This is a genomic window from Pseudomonas proteolytica, from assembly GCF_007858275.1.
In the GTDB taxonomy this organism is placed as follows: Bacteria; Pseudomonadota; Gammaproteobacteria; order Pseudomonadales; family Pseudomonadaceae; genus Aquipseudomonas; species Aquipseudomonas proteolytica.
This window is the reverse complement of record NZ_VFEV01000003.1, coordinates 167337-184057: the sequence shown is the minus strand read 5'-3', so window position 1 is coordinate 184057 and position 16721 is coordinate 167337. Positions and strand designations below refer to the sequence as shown.

At 61.2% G+C, this 16721-nt stretch carries 12 protein-coding genes; 4 read left to right on the top strand and 8 right to left on the bottom strand.

Going from position 1 to position 16721, the window contains the following annotated elements:
• Nucleotides 1-106: 106 nt before the first annotated feature.
• The 5 genes from FIV38_RS03700 to FIV38_RS03680 form a co-directional block, all read right to left on the bottom strand.
• The gene (locus FIV38_RS03700) at nt 107-3124 is read right to left on the bottom strand and encodes a sarcosine oxidase subunit alpha (protein WP_092230973.1); all 3018 of its coding nucleotides are present in this window, start codon (nt 3122-3124) and stop codon (nt 107-109) included.
• Nucleotides 3121-3423, bottom strand: a complete 303-nt coding sequence (locus tag FIV38_RS03695; RefSeq protein ID WP_003194855.1) for a sarcosine oxidase subunit delta — start codon at nt 3421-3423, stop codon at nt 3121-3123. The genes FIV38_RS03700 and FIV38_RS03695 overlap by 4 nt, the downstream gene beginning before the upstream one ends.
• A 15-nt stretch (nt 3424-3438) precedes the next feature.
• Entirely contained in the window at nt 3439-4689 is a 1251-nt protein-coding gene (locus tag FIV38_RS03690) for a sarcosine oxidase subunit beta (RefSeq protein WP_092230976.1), read from the bottom strand.
• Between the two features lie 22 nt (nt 4690-4711).
• Entirely contained in the window at nt 4712-5965 is a 1254-nt protein-coding gene (glyA, locus tag FIV38_RS03685; RefSeq protein ID WP_092230979.1) for a serine hydroxymethyltransferase, read from the bottom strand.
• A 236-nt stretch (nt 5966-6201) separates the two neighbouring features.
• On the bottom strand, nt 6202-6930 hold the full coding sequence (locus tag FIV38_RS03680; protein WP_092230983.1) for a TraX family protein: 729 nt from the start codon (nt 6928-6930) through the stop codon (nt 6202-6204).
• A gap of 90 nt (nt 6931-7020) precedes the next feature.
• On the opposite strand from FIV38_RS03680, the gene FIV38_RS03675 reads away from it, so the two are divergent.
• Nucleotides 7021-8061, top strand: a complete 1041-nt coding sequence (locus FIV38_RS03675; protein WP_029296975.1) for a threonine aldolase family protein — start codon at nt 7021-7023, stop codon at nt 8059-8061.
• A gap of 63 nt (nt 8062-8124) precedes the next feature.
• Here the strand turns inward: FIV38_RS03675 and FIV38_RS03670 are convergent, their stop codons facing one another.
• Complete coding sequence (locus FIV38_RS03670; RefSeq protein ID WP_092230986.1) at nt 8125-9939, bottom strand: flavin monoamine oxidase family protein; 1815 nt, start codon at nt 9937-9939, stop codon at nt 8125-8127.
• Between the two features lie 264 nt (nt 9940-10203).
• Between FIV38_RS03670 and FIV38_RS03665 the strand changes: the two genes are divergently transcribed.
• Both FIV38_RS03665 and FIV38_RS03660 read left to right on the top strand, forming a co-directional pair.
• Nucleotides 10204-11649: a purine-cytosine permease family protein gene (locus tag FIV38_RS03665; RefSeq protein WP_029296979.1), complete on the top strand. Its 1446-nt coding sequence runs from the start codon at nt 10204-10206 to the stop codon at nt 11647-11649.
• Nucleotides 11646-12461 carry a nitrilase-related carbon-nitrogen hydrolase gene (locus tag FIV38_RS03660; RefSeq protein ID WP_092230989.1) on the top strand — a complete coding sequence of 272 codons (816 nt, stop codon included), beginning with the start codon at nt 11646-11648 and terminating at the stop codon, nt 12459-12461. Before FIV38_RS03665 ends, FIV38_RS03660 begins: the two co-directional genes overlap by 4 nt.
• 3 nt (nt 12462-12464) lie before the next feature.
• On the opposite strand, the gene gbcB is transcribed toward FIV38_RS03660, so the two are convergent.
• Complete coding sequence (gene gbcB / locus FIV38_RS03655; protein ID WP_029296985.1) at nt 12465-13565, bottom strand: glycine-betaine demethylase subunit GbcB; 1101 nt, start codon at nt 13563-13565, stop codon at nt 12465-12467.
• A gap of 281 nt (nt 13566-13846) precedes the next feature.
• On the opposite strand from gbcB, the gene gbcA reads away from it, so the two are divergent.
• On the top strand, nt 13847-15142 hold the full coding sequence (gbcA, locus tag FIV38_RS03645) for a glycine-betaine demethylase subunit GbcA (protein WP_092230991.1): 1296 nt from the start codon (nt 13847-13849) through the stop codon (nt 15140-15142).
• Between the two features lie 805 nt (nt 15143-15947).
• On the opposite strand, the gene etfB is transcribed toward gbcA, so the two are convergent.
• Complete coding sequence (etfB, locus tag FIV38_RS03640; protein WP_092230994.1) at nt 15948-16718, bottom strand: electron transfer flavoprotein subunit beta; 771 nt, start codon at nt 16716-16718, stop codon at nt 15948-15950.
• Nucleotides 16719-16721: the final 3 nt, after the last annotated feature.

Genomic DNA, 16721 nt, shown 5'->3' with positions numbered 1-16721 from the left:
TTCTGTGGTGAATCTACTGGCGCCATCGCGGGCAAGCCCACTCCCACCTTTGGAATGCATTCCCCTGTGGGAGCTGGCTTGCCTGCGATGCAGGCGACTCGGTCTATCAGATGTTCTGGCGATCACCCTTCGGATCAAAGAACACCGAAGACACAATCTCGGCCTCGATCACACTGCCATCCGCCTGCGGTGAAAACACCCGCTCACCCATACGCTTCAAGCCGCCCTTGACCACCGCCATCGCAAACGAATACCCAAGGGAGTTATGGGCATAACTCGAAGTAACGTGACCGACCATCTTCATCGGGATCGTCTGCTTCGGATCAAACACCAGTTGCGCGCCTTCCGGCAGCCACACCTTCGGATCAATCGGCTTCAAGCCCACCAGTTGCTTGCGTTCTTCACGCACGCAATCTTCGCGGTTCATCCCACGCCAGCCGATCCACGAGAACGGTTTGGTACGGCCAACGCACCAGCCCATGTTCAGGTCGTCCGGGGTCATCGAGCCGTCGGTGTCCTGACCTACGATGATGAAGCCCTTCTCGGCCCGCAGTACGTGCATGGTCTCGGTGCCGTACGGGGTCAGGTTGTATTGCTTGCCGGCCTCGACGATCTGTTCCAGCACGCCCATGGCGTAGTCGGCCTGCACGTTGACTTCGTACGACAGCTCACCGGTGAACGAGATACGGAACACCCGTGCCGGCACGCCGCCCACCAGGCCTTCTTTCCAGGTCATGAACGGGAAGCCGTCCTTGTCCAGGTCGATGTCGGTGACTTCGCTCAACAGCTTGCGGCTGTTGGGTCCGGACAGGGTCATGGTCGCCCAGTGGTCGGTGACCGAGGTGAAGTACACCTTCAGGTCCGGCCATTCGGTCTGCTGGTAGATTTCCAGCCACTGCAGCACGCGGGCGGCGCCGCCGGTGGTGGTGGTCATCAGGAAGTGGTTGTCCGCCAGGCAGGCAGTCACGCCATCGTCGAAGACCATGCCGTCTTCCTTGCACATCAGGCCGTAGCGCGCCTTGCCCACATCGAGCTTGGTCCAGGCGTTGCTGTAGATGCGGTTGAGGAACTCACGGGCATCCGGGCCCTGGATATCGATCTTGCCCAGGGTCGAGGCGTCCAGCAGGCCGACGCTGTCGCGCACGGCCAGGCATTCGCGCTTGACTGCCGCGTGCAGGTCTTCACCGTTGCGCGGGAAGTACCACGGGCGTTTCCACTGGCCGACATCCTCGAACTCGGCGCCGTTTTTCACGTGCCAGGCTTGCAGCGCGGTGTAGCGCACCGGCTCGAAGATATGCCCACAGTGCCGGCCCGCCACGGCGCCGAAAGTCACCGGCGTGTAGTTGGGGCGGAACATGGTGGTGCCCATCTGCGGGATGGTCACGTTCAGCGAGCGCGCAGCAATGGCCAGGCCGTTGACGTTGCCCAGCTTGCCTTGGTCGGTACCGAAGCCCAGCGCGGTGTAACGCTTGACGTGTTCCACCGACTCGAAGCCTTCGCGGGTCGCCAGTTCGATGGCGGCGGCGGTGACGTCGTTTTGCAGGTCGACAAATTGTTTGGGCGCCCGCGCAGTGGCCTTCTCGTGCGGCACCTGGAACAGCGCCAGGGTTGGCTCCTCAAGGCGCGTCAGGGCCTTGGGCAGCGTACCTTCCACCGGGGCAAACCCGGCTTCGCTGGCGGCACGCACGCCACCCTCAAAGCCGTCAGCCAGGGAATCACCCAAGCCGTAAACGCCGTTGATGCCACCGACGCACACGCGTTTCTGCGGGGCTTCGCCCGGTACAAAACCGAGGATATCTTCACGCCAGGTCGGCTTGCCGCCCAGGTGCGAGGCCAGGTGGACCACCGGGCTGTAGCCGCCGGAGCTGGCCACCAGGTCGCAGTCCAGCCATTCGCCAGGGCTGGTGACGGTGTGGGCTTTGACATCAATAGCCGCCACTCGCGCACCGGTCACGTGCTTGCTGCCACGGGCCTCGATCACAGCGCTGCCGGTGAGGATACGAATACCTTTGGCGCGGGCTTCTTCCACCAGCGCACCGCGTGGGTTGTGGCGAGCATCGGCCACAGCGACAACGGCGAGGCCGGCGTCGAACCAGTCCAGCGCCACGCGGTAGGCGTGATCGTTGTTGGTCGACAGCAGCAATTTTTTACCCGGCGCCACGCCGTAACGGCGCACGTAAGTCGAAACCGCACCCGCCAGCATGTTGCCCGGCACGTCGTTATTGCCGTACACCAGCGGGCGCTCGCAAGCACCGGTCGCCAACACTACGCGCTTGGCCCGTACACGATGGATACGCTGGCGCACCACGCCAATCGGCGCACGGTCGCCGAGGTGATCGGTGAGGCGCTCATGGATGGTCAGGAAGTTATGGTCGTGATAGCCGTTGACGGTTGCGCGAGGCAGCAGCACCACGTCCGGCAGGGCCTTGAGCTCGGCAATCACACTGGCGACCCACTCGGCCGCCGGCTTGCCATCCAGGCTTTCACGGGAGTCCAGCAACGACCCGCCGAATTCTTCCTGCTCATCGGCGATGATCACCCGCGCACCACTGCGCGCAGCCGCCAGGGCAGCGGACAGGCCTGCAGGCCCGGCGCCGACGATCAGCACGTCGCAGTGGCGGTTCATGTAGTCGTAGGTGTCCGGATCGTTCTCGGTCGGCGAGCGACCCAGCCCTGCGGCCTTGCGGATGTACTTCTCGTAGGTCATCCAGAACGATTGCGGGTACATGAAGGTTTTGTAGTAGAAACCCGGCGGCATCAGCTTGCCGCCGACCTTGCCGAGGATGCCCATCATGTCGTTGTTCACGCTCGGCCAGCCGTTGGTGCTGGTGGCGACCAGGCCCTGGTACAGCGCCTGTTGCGTGGCGCGCACGTTGGGAATCTGCGTGGCTTCGGTGGCGCCGATCTGCAGCACCGCGTTCGGCTCTTCGGCACCAGCGGCAAAGATGCCGCGCGGGCGCGAGTACTTGAAGCTGCGGCCGATGACATCCACGCCGTTGGCCAGCAAGGCTGCGGCCAGGGTGTCGCCTTCAAAGCCTTTGTAGCTCTGGCCGTTGAAGGTAAACGTCAGGACTTTATTACGGTCAATGCGGCCACCGTTGGACAGGCGATTGATCTGGCTCATACCTTCTCTCCAGAAGCCTTGGCGGTGAATTGTGGCTTCTCGCCGATCTTGTAGGTTTCAAGAATTTCGTAGGTCACGGTGTCGCGGGTCGCGTTGAAATACTGGCGGCAACCGGCAGCGTGAATCCACAGTTCGTGGTGCAGGCCACGGGGGTTGTCGCGAAAGAACATGTAGTCGCCCCACTGCTCGTCGGTGCAGGCATTCGGGTCCAGCGGGCGCGGGATGTGCGCTTGGCCGGAGGCGTGGAATTCCTCTTCGGAGCGCAGTTCGCCACAGTGAGGACAGAAGATATGCAACATAGGGAATTTCTCCTGTTAGTGGGCGACGGCCGCAGCGCCGTGTTCGTCGATCAGCGCACCGTTGTGGAAACGGTCGATGGAGAAAGGTGCCGCCAACGGGTGCATTTCACCCTTGGCCAGGCTCGCGGCAAATACGTTGCCTGAGCCGGGGGTAGCCTTGAAGCCACCGGTGCCCCAACCGCAGTTGAAGAACATGTTCGGCACCGGGGTCTTGGAGATGATCGGGCACGCGTCTGGCGTGGTGTCGACGATGCCGCCCCACTGGCGGTTCATGCGCACCCGCGAGAGCACCGGGAACATCTCGACGATGGCCTGGATGGTGTGTTCGATCACCGGGTACGAGCCGCGCTGGCCGTAGCCGTTGTAGCCGTCGATACCGGCGCCGATCACCAGGTCGCCCTTGTCGGACTGGCTGATGTAACCGTGTACCGCGTTGGACATGATCACGCTGTCGATAATCGGCTTGATCGGCTCCGACACCAACGCTTGCAGCGGGTGGGATTCGATTGGCAGACGGAAGCCCGCCAGCGAAGCCATGTGCCCGGAATTACCCGCGGTGACCACACCGACGCGCTTGGCACCGATAAAGCCTTTGTTGGTTTCCACGCCGATGCACATGCCGTTTTCCTTGCGAAAACCGATGACTTCGGTCTGCTGGATCAGGTCCACGCCCAGGGCGTCGGCGGCGCGGGCAAAGCCCCAGGCCACGGCATCGTGACGGGCCACGCCGCCGCGCCGTTGCACGGTGGCGCCGAGGACCGGATAGCGGGTGTTCTTCGAGCAATCGAGGTACGGGATCTCGTCGGCCACTTGCTTGGCGTTGAGCAGCTCGCCGTCCACGCCATTGAGGCGGTTGGCACTCACGCGACGCTCGGAATCACGGATGTCCTGCAGGGTGTGGCACAGGTTGTAGACGCCGCGCTGGGAGAACATCACGTTGTAGTTCAAGTCCTGGGACAGACCTTCCCACAGCTTCATTGCGTGTTCGTACAGGTGCGCCGACTCATCCCACAGGTAGTTGGAACGCACGATGGTGGTGTTGCGCGCGGTGTTACCGCCGCCCAGCCAACCTTTCTCGACCACGGCCACGTTGGTGATCCCGTGTTCCTTGGCCAGGTAATAAGCGGTCGCCAGACCATGCCCGCCGCCGCCGACGATGACCACGTCATACACCTTTTTAGGGGTCGGCGTGCGCCACATCTTCTGCCAGTTTTCGTGGTGGCTGAGTGAGTGCTTGAAGAGGCCGAAGCCTGAGTAGCGTTGCATAGTCATTACTCCAAAACCGCGCTCAGCGATAAACCGGGAAATCAGCGCACAGGGCAGACACGTGCTTGGCCACGTTGGCCTCGACATCGGCGTCGCCGAGGTTGTCGAGGATGTCGCAGATCCAGCCAGCCAACTCGACGCACTGCGCCACTTTGAAACCGCGTGTGGTCACCGCCGGTGTGCCGATGCGCAGGCCCGAGGTCACGAACGGCGACTGGGGGTCATTGGGCACGGCGTTCTTGTTGACGGTGATATGGGCACGACCGAGGGCAGCGTCTGCGTCCTTGCCGGTGAGGCCCTGGCGGATCAGGCTGACCAGGAACAGGTGGTTATCGGTGCCGCCGGACACCACATCGTAGCCACGCTTGATAAACACGCTGGCCATGGCCTGGGCGTTGTCGATCACCTGCTGTTGATAAGCTTTGAAGCCCGGCTCCATCGCCTCCTTGAAGCACACAGCCTTGCCCGCGATCACGTGCATCAGCGGGCCGCCCTGTGCGCCTGGGAACACGGCGGAGTTGAGTTTTTTCTCAATCTCTTCGTTGGACTTGGCCAGGATCAGGCCACCCCGTGGACCGCGCAGGGTCTTGTGGGTGGTGGTGGTAACCACATCGGCGTACGGCAGCGGGTTCGGGTACAGGCCGGCGGCAACCAAGCCTGCGACGTGGGCCATGTCGACGAACAGCAGCGCGCCAACCTTGTCGGCGATCTGGCGAAAGCGCGGGAAATCCAGGGTCTTGGAGTAGGCAGAGAAACCGGCCACGACCATTTTCGGCTTGTGCTCCACGGCCAGGCGCTCGACTTCGTCGTAGTCGATCAGGCCGGTGTCGGTGTTGATGCCGTATTGCACCGCGTTGTACAGCTTGCCCGAGGACGACACCTTGGCGCCGTGGGTCAGGTGACCGCCGTGGGCCAGGCTCATGCCGAGGATGGTGTCACCGGCGTTCAGCAGCGCCAGGTACACCGCGCTGTTGGCCGACGAACCAGAGTGCGGCTGCACGTTGGCGTAATCGGCGCCGAACAGCTGCTTGGCGCGCTCAATGGCCAGGACCTCGACTTTATCCACATGCTCGCAGCCGCCGTAGTAGCGCTTGCCCGGGTAGCCTTCGGCGTATTTGTTGGTCAGGCCGCTGCCCTGGGCCTGCATCACGCGTTTGCTGGTGTAGTTCTCCGACGCGATCAGCTCGATATGATCTTCCTGACGCTGCTCCTCGGCATTCATGGCCGCCAGCAGTGCGTCGTCATATCCCTGGATCTGGTCTTGTTTGCTGAACATCGCGTCTCTCCCAGCCTTTCGTATTGTTGAGGCCCGTGCAGGGCCCTTTGATGCGATGGTAGGGCTGGCGCAGACAGGTCAAATGCCTACGCACGCCACGCAAAGGTGCGTTTACGACATGGCCAGAACAACACCGAACAAATGTGGGAGCGGGCTTGCTCGCGAATGCGGTGTGTCAGGCAGCACATGCATTGGCTGGTCCACCGCATTCGCGAGCAAGCCCGCTCCCACAGGGACTATGTGATGACCTTTCGAAGGAGTAGCAGCAGTAAGAAATGCGCGGGATAAAGTGCATACGCCCAGCGCCGCATAGCCGGCGGTGAGACATGTGTGACCTGTCGCAACAAGACCAATCCGGCCAATGGCGCAATCAGGCATGTGGCCAACCCGAGCATCGCGACGAGATTGCCGCTATTGAGTAAGACCTGCCATTGATTGGCAGCTACACACACCAACCCCGGCAACACGCTGAAATACCAGGGGCGACTGAACACCAACAGCATCGCCAACGGCAGCAATACACCAAAAAAACCGAACATCAGGCTCGACGAGAATACCGCCGCCAACAACAAGGCGATCAGCGCCAATCCTCGATCAAAAAGCGTCTTCTGCTGCCATCCCCGGGCAACCAGCAAACCCAGCGCCAGGGTCGGCAGCACATTCAATGTATCGGCATCCTCGATAAACATCCGATAGGGCACCTCGCTGATCACGCTGAACAGCAGCAACCAGCCCAGGTAACGCCATTGAAAGGTCGCCGGCCCCGCCTTGACCCGGTGCAGGTTCGCCGCAATCGCCAGGCAAAACCAGGGGAACGCCAGGCGCCCCGGCACGTACAGGCCATCGAGGCTCAAACCGACATAGCGCAGGTGATCGAGCACCATACTCAGCAGCGCCAGCCATTTGAGCAGGTCCAGCGCGCCATCGCGGCCACGCCTTACAGGAATCGTTTCAGTACCGTGCATAATTCCCCAGAGACTTTGCATTAACAGTGCGTGCGCCCGCCGGATATTCTTGGTTAAAGTGCGCACCAACATCGACCACAGGAACGGGCCATGACCGACAAGAGCCAACAATTCGCCAGCGACAACTATTCCGGTATCTGCCCGGAAGCCTGGGCCGCCATGGAACTCGCCAACCAGGGCCATCAACGCGCCTATGGCGACGATGAATGGACCCACCGCGCCGCCGACGGTTTCCGCAAACTGTTTGAAACCGACTGTGAAGTGTTCTTCGCCTTCAACGGTACAGCGGCCAACTCCCTGGCCCTGTCTTCGCTGTGCCAGAGCTACCATAGCGTGATTTGCTCGGAAACCGCCCACGTCGAGACCGACGAATGCGGCGCACCGGAGTTCTTCTCCAACGGTTCCAAGCTGCTCACCGCGCGCACCGAGAATGGCAAGCTGACCCCGGAATCGATCCGTGAGATCGCCCTCAAGCGCCAGGATATCCACTACCCCAAGCCCCGCGTCGTGACCCTGACCCAGGCCACCGAAGTGGGCAGCGTGTACACCCCGGATGAAATCCGCGCCATCAGCGTCACCTGCAAGGAGCTGGGGCTGAACCTGCATATGGATGGCGCACGCTTCTCCAACGCCTGCGCCTTCCTCGGCTGCTCGCCGGCCGACCTGACCTGGAAAGCCGGGGTGGATGTCCTGTGTTTTGGCGGTACCAAGAACGGCATGGCGGTGGGTGAGGCGATCCTGTTCTTCAACCACAAACTGGCTGAAGACTTCGACTATCGCTGCAAACAGGCCGGCCAACTGGCCTCGAAAATGCGCTTCCTGTCAGCGCCGTGGGTCGGCCTGCTGGAAAACGACGCCTGGCTCAAACACGCACGCCACGCCAACCACTGCGCGCAGTTGCTCAGCAGCCTGGTGGCGGATATTCCCGGCGTGGAATTGATGTTCCCGGTGCAGGCCAACGGCGTGTTCCTGCAACTCTCGGAGCCGGCCATCGCCGCGCTGACGGCCAAGGGCTGGCGCTTCTACACCTTTATCGGCAAGGGCGGCGCACGCTTCATGTGTGCGTGGGATACCGAGGAAGAACGGGTGCGTGAACTCGCGGCGGATATCCGCGAAGTGATGGGCGCCTGATCCCCTTGTAGGAGCCGGCTTGCCGGCGATGGCGATCCTGAGGTCGCCTCCGCCGGCAAACTCCTACAATTGGAGAGGCTGTAACGCATCCCACTGGTCAATCGGCCCGGGATTGTGTTCGAGCGTCCCACCGCCAAACGTGACCGCCAGCTTGTTCACCGCATTCAAGGCCGTGGTCACAGCGCCTTCGGCCCAGCCCCCGGTCCAGGAAATATCATCGCCAGACAGAATGAAACCGTCCGGCACCCCTTCCCTTACACCACTCATGAACTGGGAAAACAGCAGGCGCTGATACTCATACTGCCCCGGCAGGTTCATCTTGAAGGCGCACAAGTAAAACGGCTCATCTTCCCAGTTGATTTCGATGAAGGGGTCAACCATGCCGAACTCGGCCGCCAGGTCCAGTTGTGTGTCGGCGTACACCGTATCGAGCAAGGTCGTACACAACTGCACATGGGTCGGCAACGGCGCACTACGGTCCCCCAGGAATTTCAGGCTGTCATCGTTCCAGGTATAGGAGAGGAACAGGCCGCTGCCTTTGTTCACCCCAGCACCTGGGGCATAGTCCAACAGATAGGTGCCTCGGGTGAGCCGGTCCGACAAGGTCACACTCATCTTGTAGCGACCGTTCTCGACATCATTCCAAAACGGCCGTCGAGTGTTGGCAAAGATCTTCGCCGATTGCATGTAATGGGTGTACATGACCGCTTCCCAGGTAGCCTGGGGCAACAAGCTGTTCATCGGCGTAAAGCGGTCTTTGCCATCCATATAGCGGAACTTGTCGAGCACCCGTACGTGAGGCGTATAGACCACACTTTTAAAGTTGCGCAGGGTGTCTCGACCCAGTTTGTTGTCATGCAGGTACACATCGAAGGTGCCATCGGCCAGGCGGTGAATCTGCCGGACTTCCTGATTGAGAGGGTCGGCAATCTCCCGCCGCGTCAGGCTCTCCACGGTCGCGTCCGCTGGCCAATGGACCTGGGTGTCGCCGAACGAAGCCGGCGTGCGGCTCCATAAACGCAGGGGCAGCTCGCTGGAGCCGTCATACATCAACGTGTGGTTGGTATCCAGGCCGGTGTAAAGCACCCGCAACACTTCCAGGAAACAGTTCGGATAGTCGGTGTTCCAACCGCCGGTGCCGAAGCCGATCTGGCCAAACAGGTCAATGTCTTCCCTGCCCCACCTGGCTTGCTCGACCATGGCCGCATAGAAACTCAGGTCATCCCAGCCCGCCCTCAGGATCGTGTTCCAGATTGCCTTGATTTCGCCCTGATCGACCGCGGTTTCCTGCATCGCATTTTCCATGTCGGTAAAACGGATCGGATCCTGCTCGAGGAAGTCGCCGAAGAACATGTCTTCGATTCGTTTGTATTTTTCCGGCAGGTCATTGCGTTCGTAGTACGTCTGTTCGTTCTCGTAATCGACAACGGTACTGGGGGCGGCGGGCGAGCCGGGGTTGGGGAAGTCCGTCGAGTTTGCGTCCATCCCGACCTTATTGAAGTAGTGCATCAACGCCTTGCCGGACTTGGGAAAACGCATGGCCCCCAGCTCACAGATCACCCGGGCGTGCGGGTCGTTGCGATCACCCACCACCTGGGAGTAGAGCCGCCCGCCAATGCGCCCGGAGGCTTCCACCACAATCGGATGCAGGCCCATGCGCATCGCCTCGTAGGCGGCCACCAGACCGGACACGCCGGCCCCGACGATCAACACCTGCTCGCCATAATGCTGTGGTGCGACATGGCCCAGGGGTTTCTTGAGGATCGCCGCCTGCCACAGATAGCGGGCGTAATGGAACGGAAAATCAGGAATCAGCGCCGTGACGTTTTTGTTCAACAGGCGCTGGGCCCCCTGGGAACGGGAGGGAATCGCAGACATGGTGGCTTCCTTGCAGATAGGGTGAGCGTCCACCCTTTACGACACGGCTAAAGGCGACTGCGACGGGACTAAAAACCAGACTAGAAGACCGACCGCACCTGGGTTATATCGCTTTGCAATAAGACAGAGCGGTTCCGTCGCCGCCCGCGAAAAAGCATTACTTAAGGAAAGTCTGAAGTAATTATTTATAGATCACGATTCAATTGGCCCGCCAGTTACCCGATGCTCCGGCACTCAGCCCCTATAAAAACAAGCCGTGAACCTATGAACGCCCTATCCGACAAGACCGCTCCCCGCGCCGCTCCCGGCCTGAAAATCGAGACCCGCTCCATTGACTACGTTCCGCGTAGCGAACGCCACGGCAAAGTCTGGCACCAGGGTCCGTTCTGGTTCACGGGCAACTTCGTCCTCACCACCATGGTCACCGGCTTCACCGGGGCCGCGTTGGGCTTGAGCCTGGTCTATGCCGTGCTGGCGATTGTCATTGGTGTGTGCCTGGGCACCTTCGCCATGGCGTTCCACGCCAACCAGGGCCCGCGCATGGGCTTGCCGCAGATGATCCAGTCACGCGCCCAGTTCGGTCTGCGCGGGGCCATCGTGCCGTTTATCGCGGTGATCTTTGTGTACATCGGCTTCAACGTGTTCAACGTGATTCTCGCCACCGATGCCATCAACACGGTCCTGCCGGGCAGCCGCGCGCCGTGGTATGCGCTGATGATCATCCTCGCGGTGGTAATCGCCGTGATCGGCCATGACCTGCTGCACACGGTGCAACGCTGGTTGACCTACGTGATGATCAGCGTATTCGCGGTGCTGACCGTCGCCGCCCTGATGAGCCTGTCGGCCGACGCAGCGGTGGCCGATGCCCACTTCTCGTGGTCGGCGTTCCTGATTCAGCTCAGCGCCGCTGCCGGTTATCAGATCAGCTACGCCGTGTACGTCTCGGACTACTCGCGCTACCTGCCCCACCAAACGCCGTCGCGCCGGGTGATTTTCTGGACTTACCTGGGCGCTGCCGGCTCTGCCTTGTGGCTGATGTCCCTGGGCGCATTCCTCGCTTCGGCGCTGCCTTCGCCGGATGCCATCACCAGCGTGCGCACCGTGGGCAACCAGGTGATCCCCGGCTTCGGCACCTTCACCGTGCTGATCGCAGTGCCGGCGTTGATTGGCATCATGGCGGTCAACTGCTACGGCGCCATGCTGACTGGCATCAGTGCCATCGACGGTTTCGTGAAGATCCAGCCGCGCCTCAAGAGCCGGATCATTGGCATCGGCCTGGTGGCCGTGGTGATTTTCCTGATCGCCCTGAGCATTCCTGACAGTTACCTGGCCAGCTTCAATACGTTTGTGCTGCTGATGTTGTATTTCCTGGTGCCATGGACCGCCGTCAACCTCGCGGACTTTTATCTGGTGCGCAAAGGCCAATACGCCATCAGCGACATCTTCAACTCCGCCGGCATCTATGGCCAGTGGGGCAAAGCGGGCCTGGTCGCCTATGGCCTGGGCATGGCCTCGATGGTGCCGTTCATGTCGTTGAGCTTCTACGTGGGGCCGGTCGCCGTGGCACTGGGCGGTGCCGACATTGCGTTTGTGATCGGCCTGGCCGTTTCCGCGCTCGTCTACTGTGCAATGAACCGCAACCTTGACCATAACGCCGAGCGCCGTGCGATTGCCGCCAGCGAAGCCATGTTGGAAGGCAACACCCCATGAACAGCGTACGTGTCGTCTGTCATCAACTGGCCCCCCGTATCGGCGACGCCGAGTACAACCGCACCCTCAGCGCCGAGGCCATCCGCAGTGCAGCGGCGCTGGGCGCGCAGGTGGTGGTGCTGCCGGAGTTGACCCAAAGCGGTTATGTGTTCACTGACACGCAGGAAGCCCTCAGGGTGTCCGAACCCCTCGATGGCCCGACACTGACCCTGTGGAAAACGCTGGCAAACTCACTAAACATCATTGTCGTGGCCGGCTTTTGTGAGCGGCTGACGGCAACGCAGGTGGCCAACAGCGCCGCCCTGATAGAGCCGCACGGCAGGCTGACGGTGTACCGCAAGGCGCATTTGTGGGATCGCGAAACGTTGATCTTCACCCCCGGCACCGAGCCCCCGCCGGTGGTCGACACCGCCGTCGGCCGCATCGCCGTGATGATCTGCTATGACCTGGAGTTGCCCGAGTGGGTACGCCTGGCCGCCCTGGCCGGTGCCGACCTGCTGTGTGCGCCCGTCAACTGGCCAGATGGCCCGCGCCCCGCCGGCGAAAGGCCGGCAGAAATCGTCCGGGTCCAGGCCAATGCGGCCGTCAACCGCCTGTTCATTGCCGCCTGCGACCGCCATGGCGAAGAACGCGGCGTCAACTGGGTGGGAGGGTCAGTTATCGTCGACGCCGACGGCTACCCATTGGCCGGCGCGGTCTCGCACCAGCAAGAACAACGCTTGGTCGCCGACCTGCCACTGGCCCACGCCAGGGACAAGTTCATCAGCGCACACAACCATGTGCATCAGGATCGGCGGCCGCAGTTGTACTGAGCGTCAGAACTCGATCCGCACATCCCCCTTCGGCACGCTGCAGCACGACAGGATGTAGCCTTCGGCTTCGTCTTCTTCGGTGATGCCGCCGTTGTGCTCCATCTCGACCTCCCCGCCCAGCTTCATCACTTTGCATGTGCCACAAATCCCCATGCCGCAGGCTTTGGGGATCAGCAGGCCGAGCTTGGCGGCGGCGGCATGCACGGTTTCGCCCGGTGCCACGCGGATGCTCTTGCCCGACGCAATGAATTCCACTTGATGCAAATCCGCCTGGTCGATTTGCGGCGCGTCGGCGGCTTGTTCGGCTTGTTCGACCGCATCGGCACGGGCTTCCGCTGGCGTGGCGCCGAAGGACTCCTCGTGGTAGCGCGCCATGTCGAAGCCCGCCGCTTCGAGCAGGCGTTTGACCGCGTTCATATAAGGCGTCGGCCCGCAGCAGAACACTTCCCGCTCGAGGAAGTCCGGCACCATCAATTCCAGCATCTTGTGGTTCAGGTAGCCGCGATACCCGGCCCAGGGTTCGCCCAGGCCGTGCTTCTCGCAGATCAGGTGCAGGCTGAAGTTGTCGATGCGCGAGGCCATGTGCTCCAGCTCGCGGTGGTAAATGATGTCTTTGGGCGAGCGCGCACTGTGGATAAAGGTCATGTCGACATTGGCGTTGGTGTCATAAAACCAACGGGCCATGGACATCACCGGGGTGATCCCCACGCCGCCGCTCAGGTACAGCACTTTAGGGCTCGGGAAGTCGATGGCGTTGAACAGCCCTACCGGCCCGTGCACCGCCAACTCTTGCCCTTCATGCAGGGTGTCGTGCAGCCAGTTCGACACCCGCCCGCCCGGCACGCGCTTGATGGTCACCGAGAAGCTGTAGGGCACCGATGGCGAGCTGGAAATGGTGTACGACCGCATGATCGGCTGGCCGTCGATTTCCAGCTCCAGGGTGACGAACTGCCCCGGCTTGAAAAAGAACAGGATCGGCTGGTCGGCCATAAAGCAGAAGGTGCGCACATCCCAGGTTTCCTGGATGACTTTGACGCACCGGACGATGTGCCGACCATTGGCCCAGGTCTGGGTAGTGACAGGATTCAGGAAGGTGTTGGACATGCTGTTCTCCACGGCCGTAGTTCGGCTTGATGCTGGCGATTCTGCGTAACGCCGCGACCTGCCATTTACCTATCTGCGACATTCGCATACTTATCGCGACCAGCCCCCATACCACTGGGGTTGCGCGTCGGGAACAGAGTGGGCCATGTCGTTAATGGACAAGGTTGCGGGCAGCGCCGGGCCCACACTCGCAGCCAACAACGACGCTTTCTTTACGCCTTGCTGCAAACCTGATTAGCCACTTATCGCGGCCACACAGAATGGCCTTGAGGACACATACGATGGACGTCACCGCAACCTTGAGCTTGGGCGATCCGCTGGAACCCGCACGCAAGGCCACCGCGCAAATGTTGCAAGAGCGCGAGCGCACTTTTTCGTTGCCCCAGCCGTTTTACTCTGACCAGCGGCTGTTCGATATCGACATGCAGGAGATCTTCCAGAAGGAATGGTTGATCGCCGGCATGACCTGCGAAATCCCCACCAAGGGCAACTACCTGACCCTGCAGATCGGCAAGAACCCGATCATCGTGATCCGTGGCGCCGAAGGCGTGGTGCATGCCTTTCACAACGTCTGCCGCCACCGCGGTTCGCGCTTGTGTACCAGCGACAAGGGCAAGGTCGCCAAACTGGTTTGCCATTACCACCAGTGGACCTACGAACTGGACGGGCGCCTGTTGTTCGCCGGCACCGAGATGGGCGCCGACTTCGACATGAAGCAGTACGGCCTCAAGCCGGTAAACGTGAAGACCGCCGGCGGCTACATCTTCATCAGCCTGGCCGAAAACCCACCGGCCATCGATGACTTTCTGTCGACGCTCAACCACTACATGGAACCCTACGACATGGAAAACACCAAGGTGGCGATCCAGACCACCTTGTTTGAAAAAGCCAACTGGAAACTGGTGCTGGAAAACAACCGCGAGTGCTACCACTGCAACGCCTCGCACCCCGAGTTGCTGAAAACCCTGCTGGAATGGGACGACGTCACCGACCCACGGGCCGACCAGGCCTTTAAAGACCACGTCGCCGCATCCGCCGCTGCCTGGGACGCCGAGAAGATCCCTTACGCCCACGCCAGCTTCGGCCTGCGGAACCGCATCGTGCGCATGCCGCTGCTCAAGGGCACCGTCTCCATGACCCTGGATGGCAAGCAGGGCTGCAAGAAACTCATGGGCCGGATCCAGAACCCCGACCTGGGCTCGATGCGCATCCTGCACCTGCCCCACTCTTGGAACCACTGCATGGGCGATCACATCATCGTCTTCACGGTATGGCCGATCAGCGCCCAGGAAACCATGGTCACCACCAAGTGGCTGGTGCACAAGGATGCCGTGGAAGGTGTGGACTACGACGTCGACCGCATGCGCCAAGTGTGGGATGCCACCAATGACCAGGACCGGCGCCTGGCCGAAGAGAACCAGCGCGGGATCAACTCCACCGCTTACCAGCCAGGGCCGTATTCCAAGACCTATGAGTTTGGCGTGGTGAACTTTGTGGACTGGTACAGCGAGCGCATGCTCAACAACCTGGGAGCGGCACCGGCCCCGTACCTCAAGGGCGTTGCCGCGCACGAGTAACTGACCCACCCGGGATCAAAAAATGTGGGAGCGGGCTTGCTCGCTCCCACATTTGGGTCCGCATCTGGTCAAAAATTGAGCATAGGGCCGTCAGCCCACTGTTATCCTGCCCTACAGCCATCCTCCAACAACTTATCCACAAACCCACCCACAGCAATTGTGGGCAACTGCGCTCTTACCTCGAAATAAAACCAAGAAAATCCGTGACTTATTCAAAGCAACGGGTTTTATCCAACATTGATGATTTTTTGACCTAAAGCCTACAAGCCACGTTCTATATAGCCTGTAGCGGAACGCAAACACCTTATCCACAGAAGCGCCAACAGACTTTGGGGGCAACTTTGGCCTATCTGTGGAAAACCGTCTGCAACCGAGCAAAATCGAGGCTTTACGCGAAGATTCAAGCGGAAACGGCCACATTGATCATATTTCAACCAACCCACTGCACGCCTTTATTTATAAGGCCTGTAGCGGGTAGCGAACATCTTATCCACAGAAGCACCAACAGACTTTGGGGGCAACTCCGGGCCGGGCTTTTTCCTTATCCACAGAAAAAGCCCAGTAAAAACCGTTGCTTAGGTTGGTTGTTTTTCGTACAGAGGGCTGTAGCGCTTGATTTACATGGGGTGTGGACAGCCGCGAACAGGTTATCCACAGGTGGGTTAACAGGGATTGTGGGTAAACACCCACGCACACGCCTTGTAGGAGCGAGCTTGCTCGCGAAAAAGGCCAACGGTAACGCAGCGTGTCTGGTTTAACGCTGCGCGCTCAGGTTCTTCGCGAGCAAGCTCGCTCCTACAGGGGGTCAGCGCACCACGCCTTCTTCGATCAGCAGCTTGAGAATGGCTTCGGCGCCCGCCTCGGGGCCCAGGCCCTTGAGCACCTGGCCACCGCCGCCGCTGGCCTTGGCCGTGGCGGCCTTCATGCGGTCGGCGCCGCTCTTGGCCTTGATCACTTTGAGGCGCTTGGGTCGAGGCTTGGCCGGTTGCAGCACGGCGCCTGTGAATAACTCATCGTCCACCACCTGCACGTCGTGCTCCTGCAGCACACCGCGCTGGGCCGGGCCATAGGCGCTTTGCCGCGGCTTGGGCCCAGCGTTATCCACCGTGGCCACAAACGGCAGGCGCACCTTCAGGCGCCGCCGCTGCCCGCGCGGCAAGGCTTGCAGCACATGGGCCACACCGCTGTCGATGGACTCCACCTGGGCCAGCCCGACAATCAGCGGCCAGCCCAGGTGTTCGGCCAACAGGAAGGGCAGCATGCCCGAGCCTTCGCCGGTTTCTGCCTGGCTGCCGGTAAGCACCACCTGGGCACCAGCATCCTGTAGATAGTCACCGAGTACCGGCAAGGCATCGGCGCCGGCCGGTTGCTCCAGCACGTGCAACTGCGCCAATCCCATGCCCAGGTAGGCGCGCAGGGTCGGTTCGGCGATGTCGCCGGCATGCAGCACTTGCAGGTTATCCCCAGCCAGTTGCAACCCCAATTCCACGGCGCGTGCATCCTGTTCGGCGCGACGGGGGCGGCCGGAGGTCGGGTGGGCGCCTATGGAGACCAGGCTGATTACATGGGTCGTCATGGC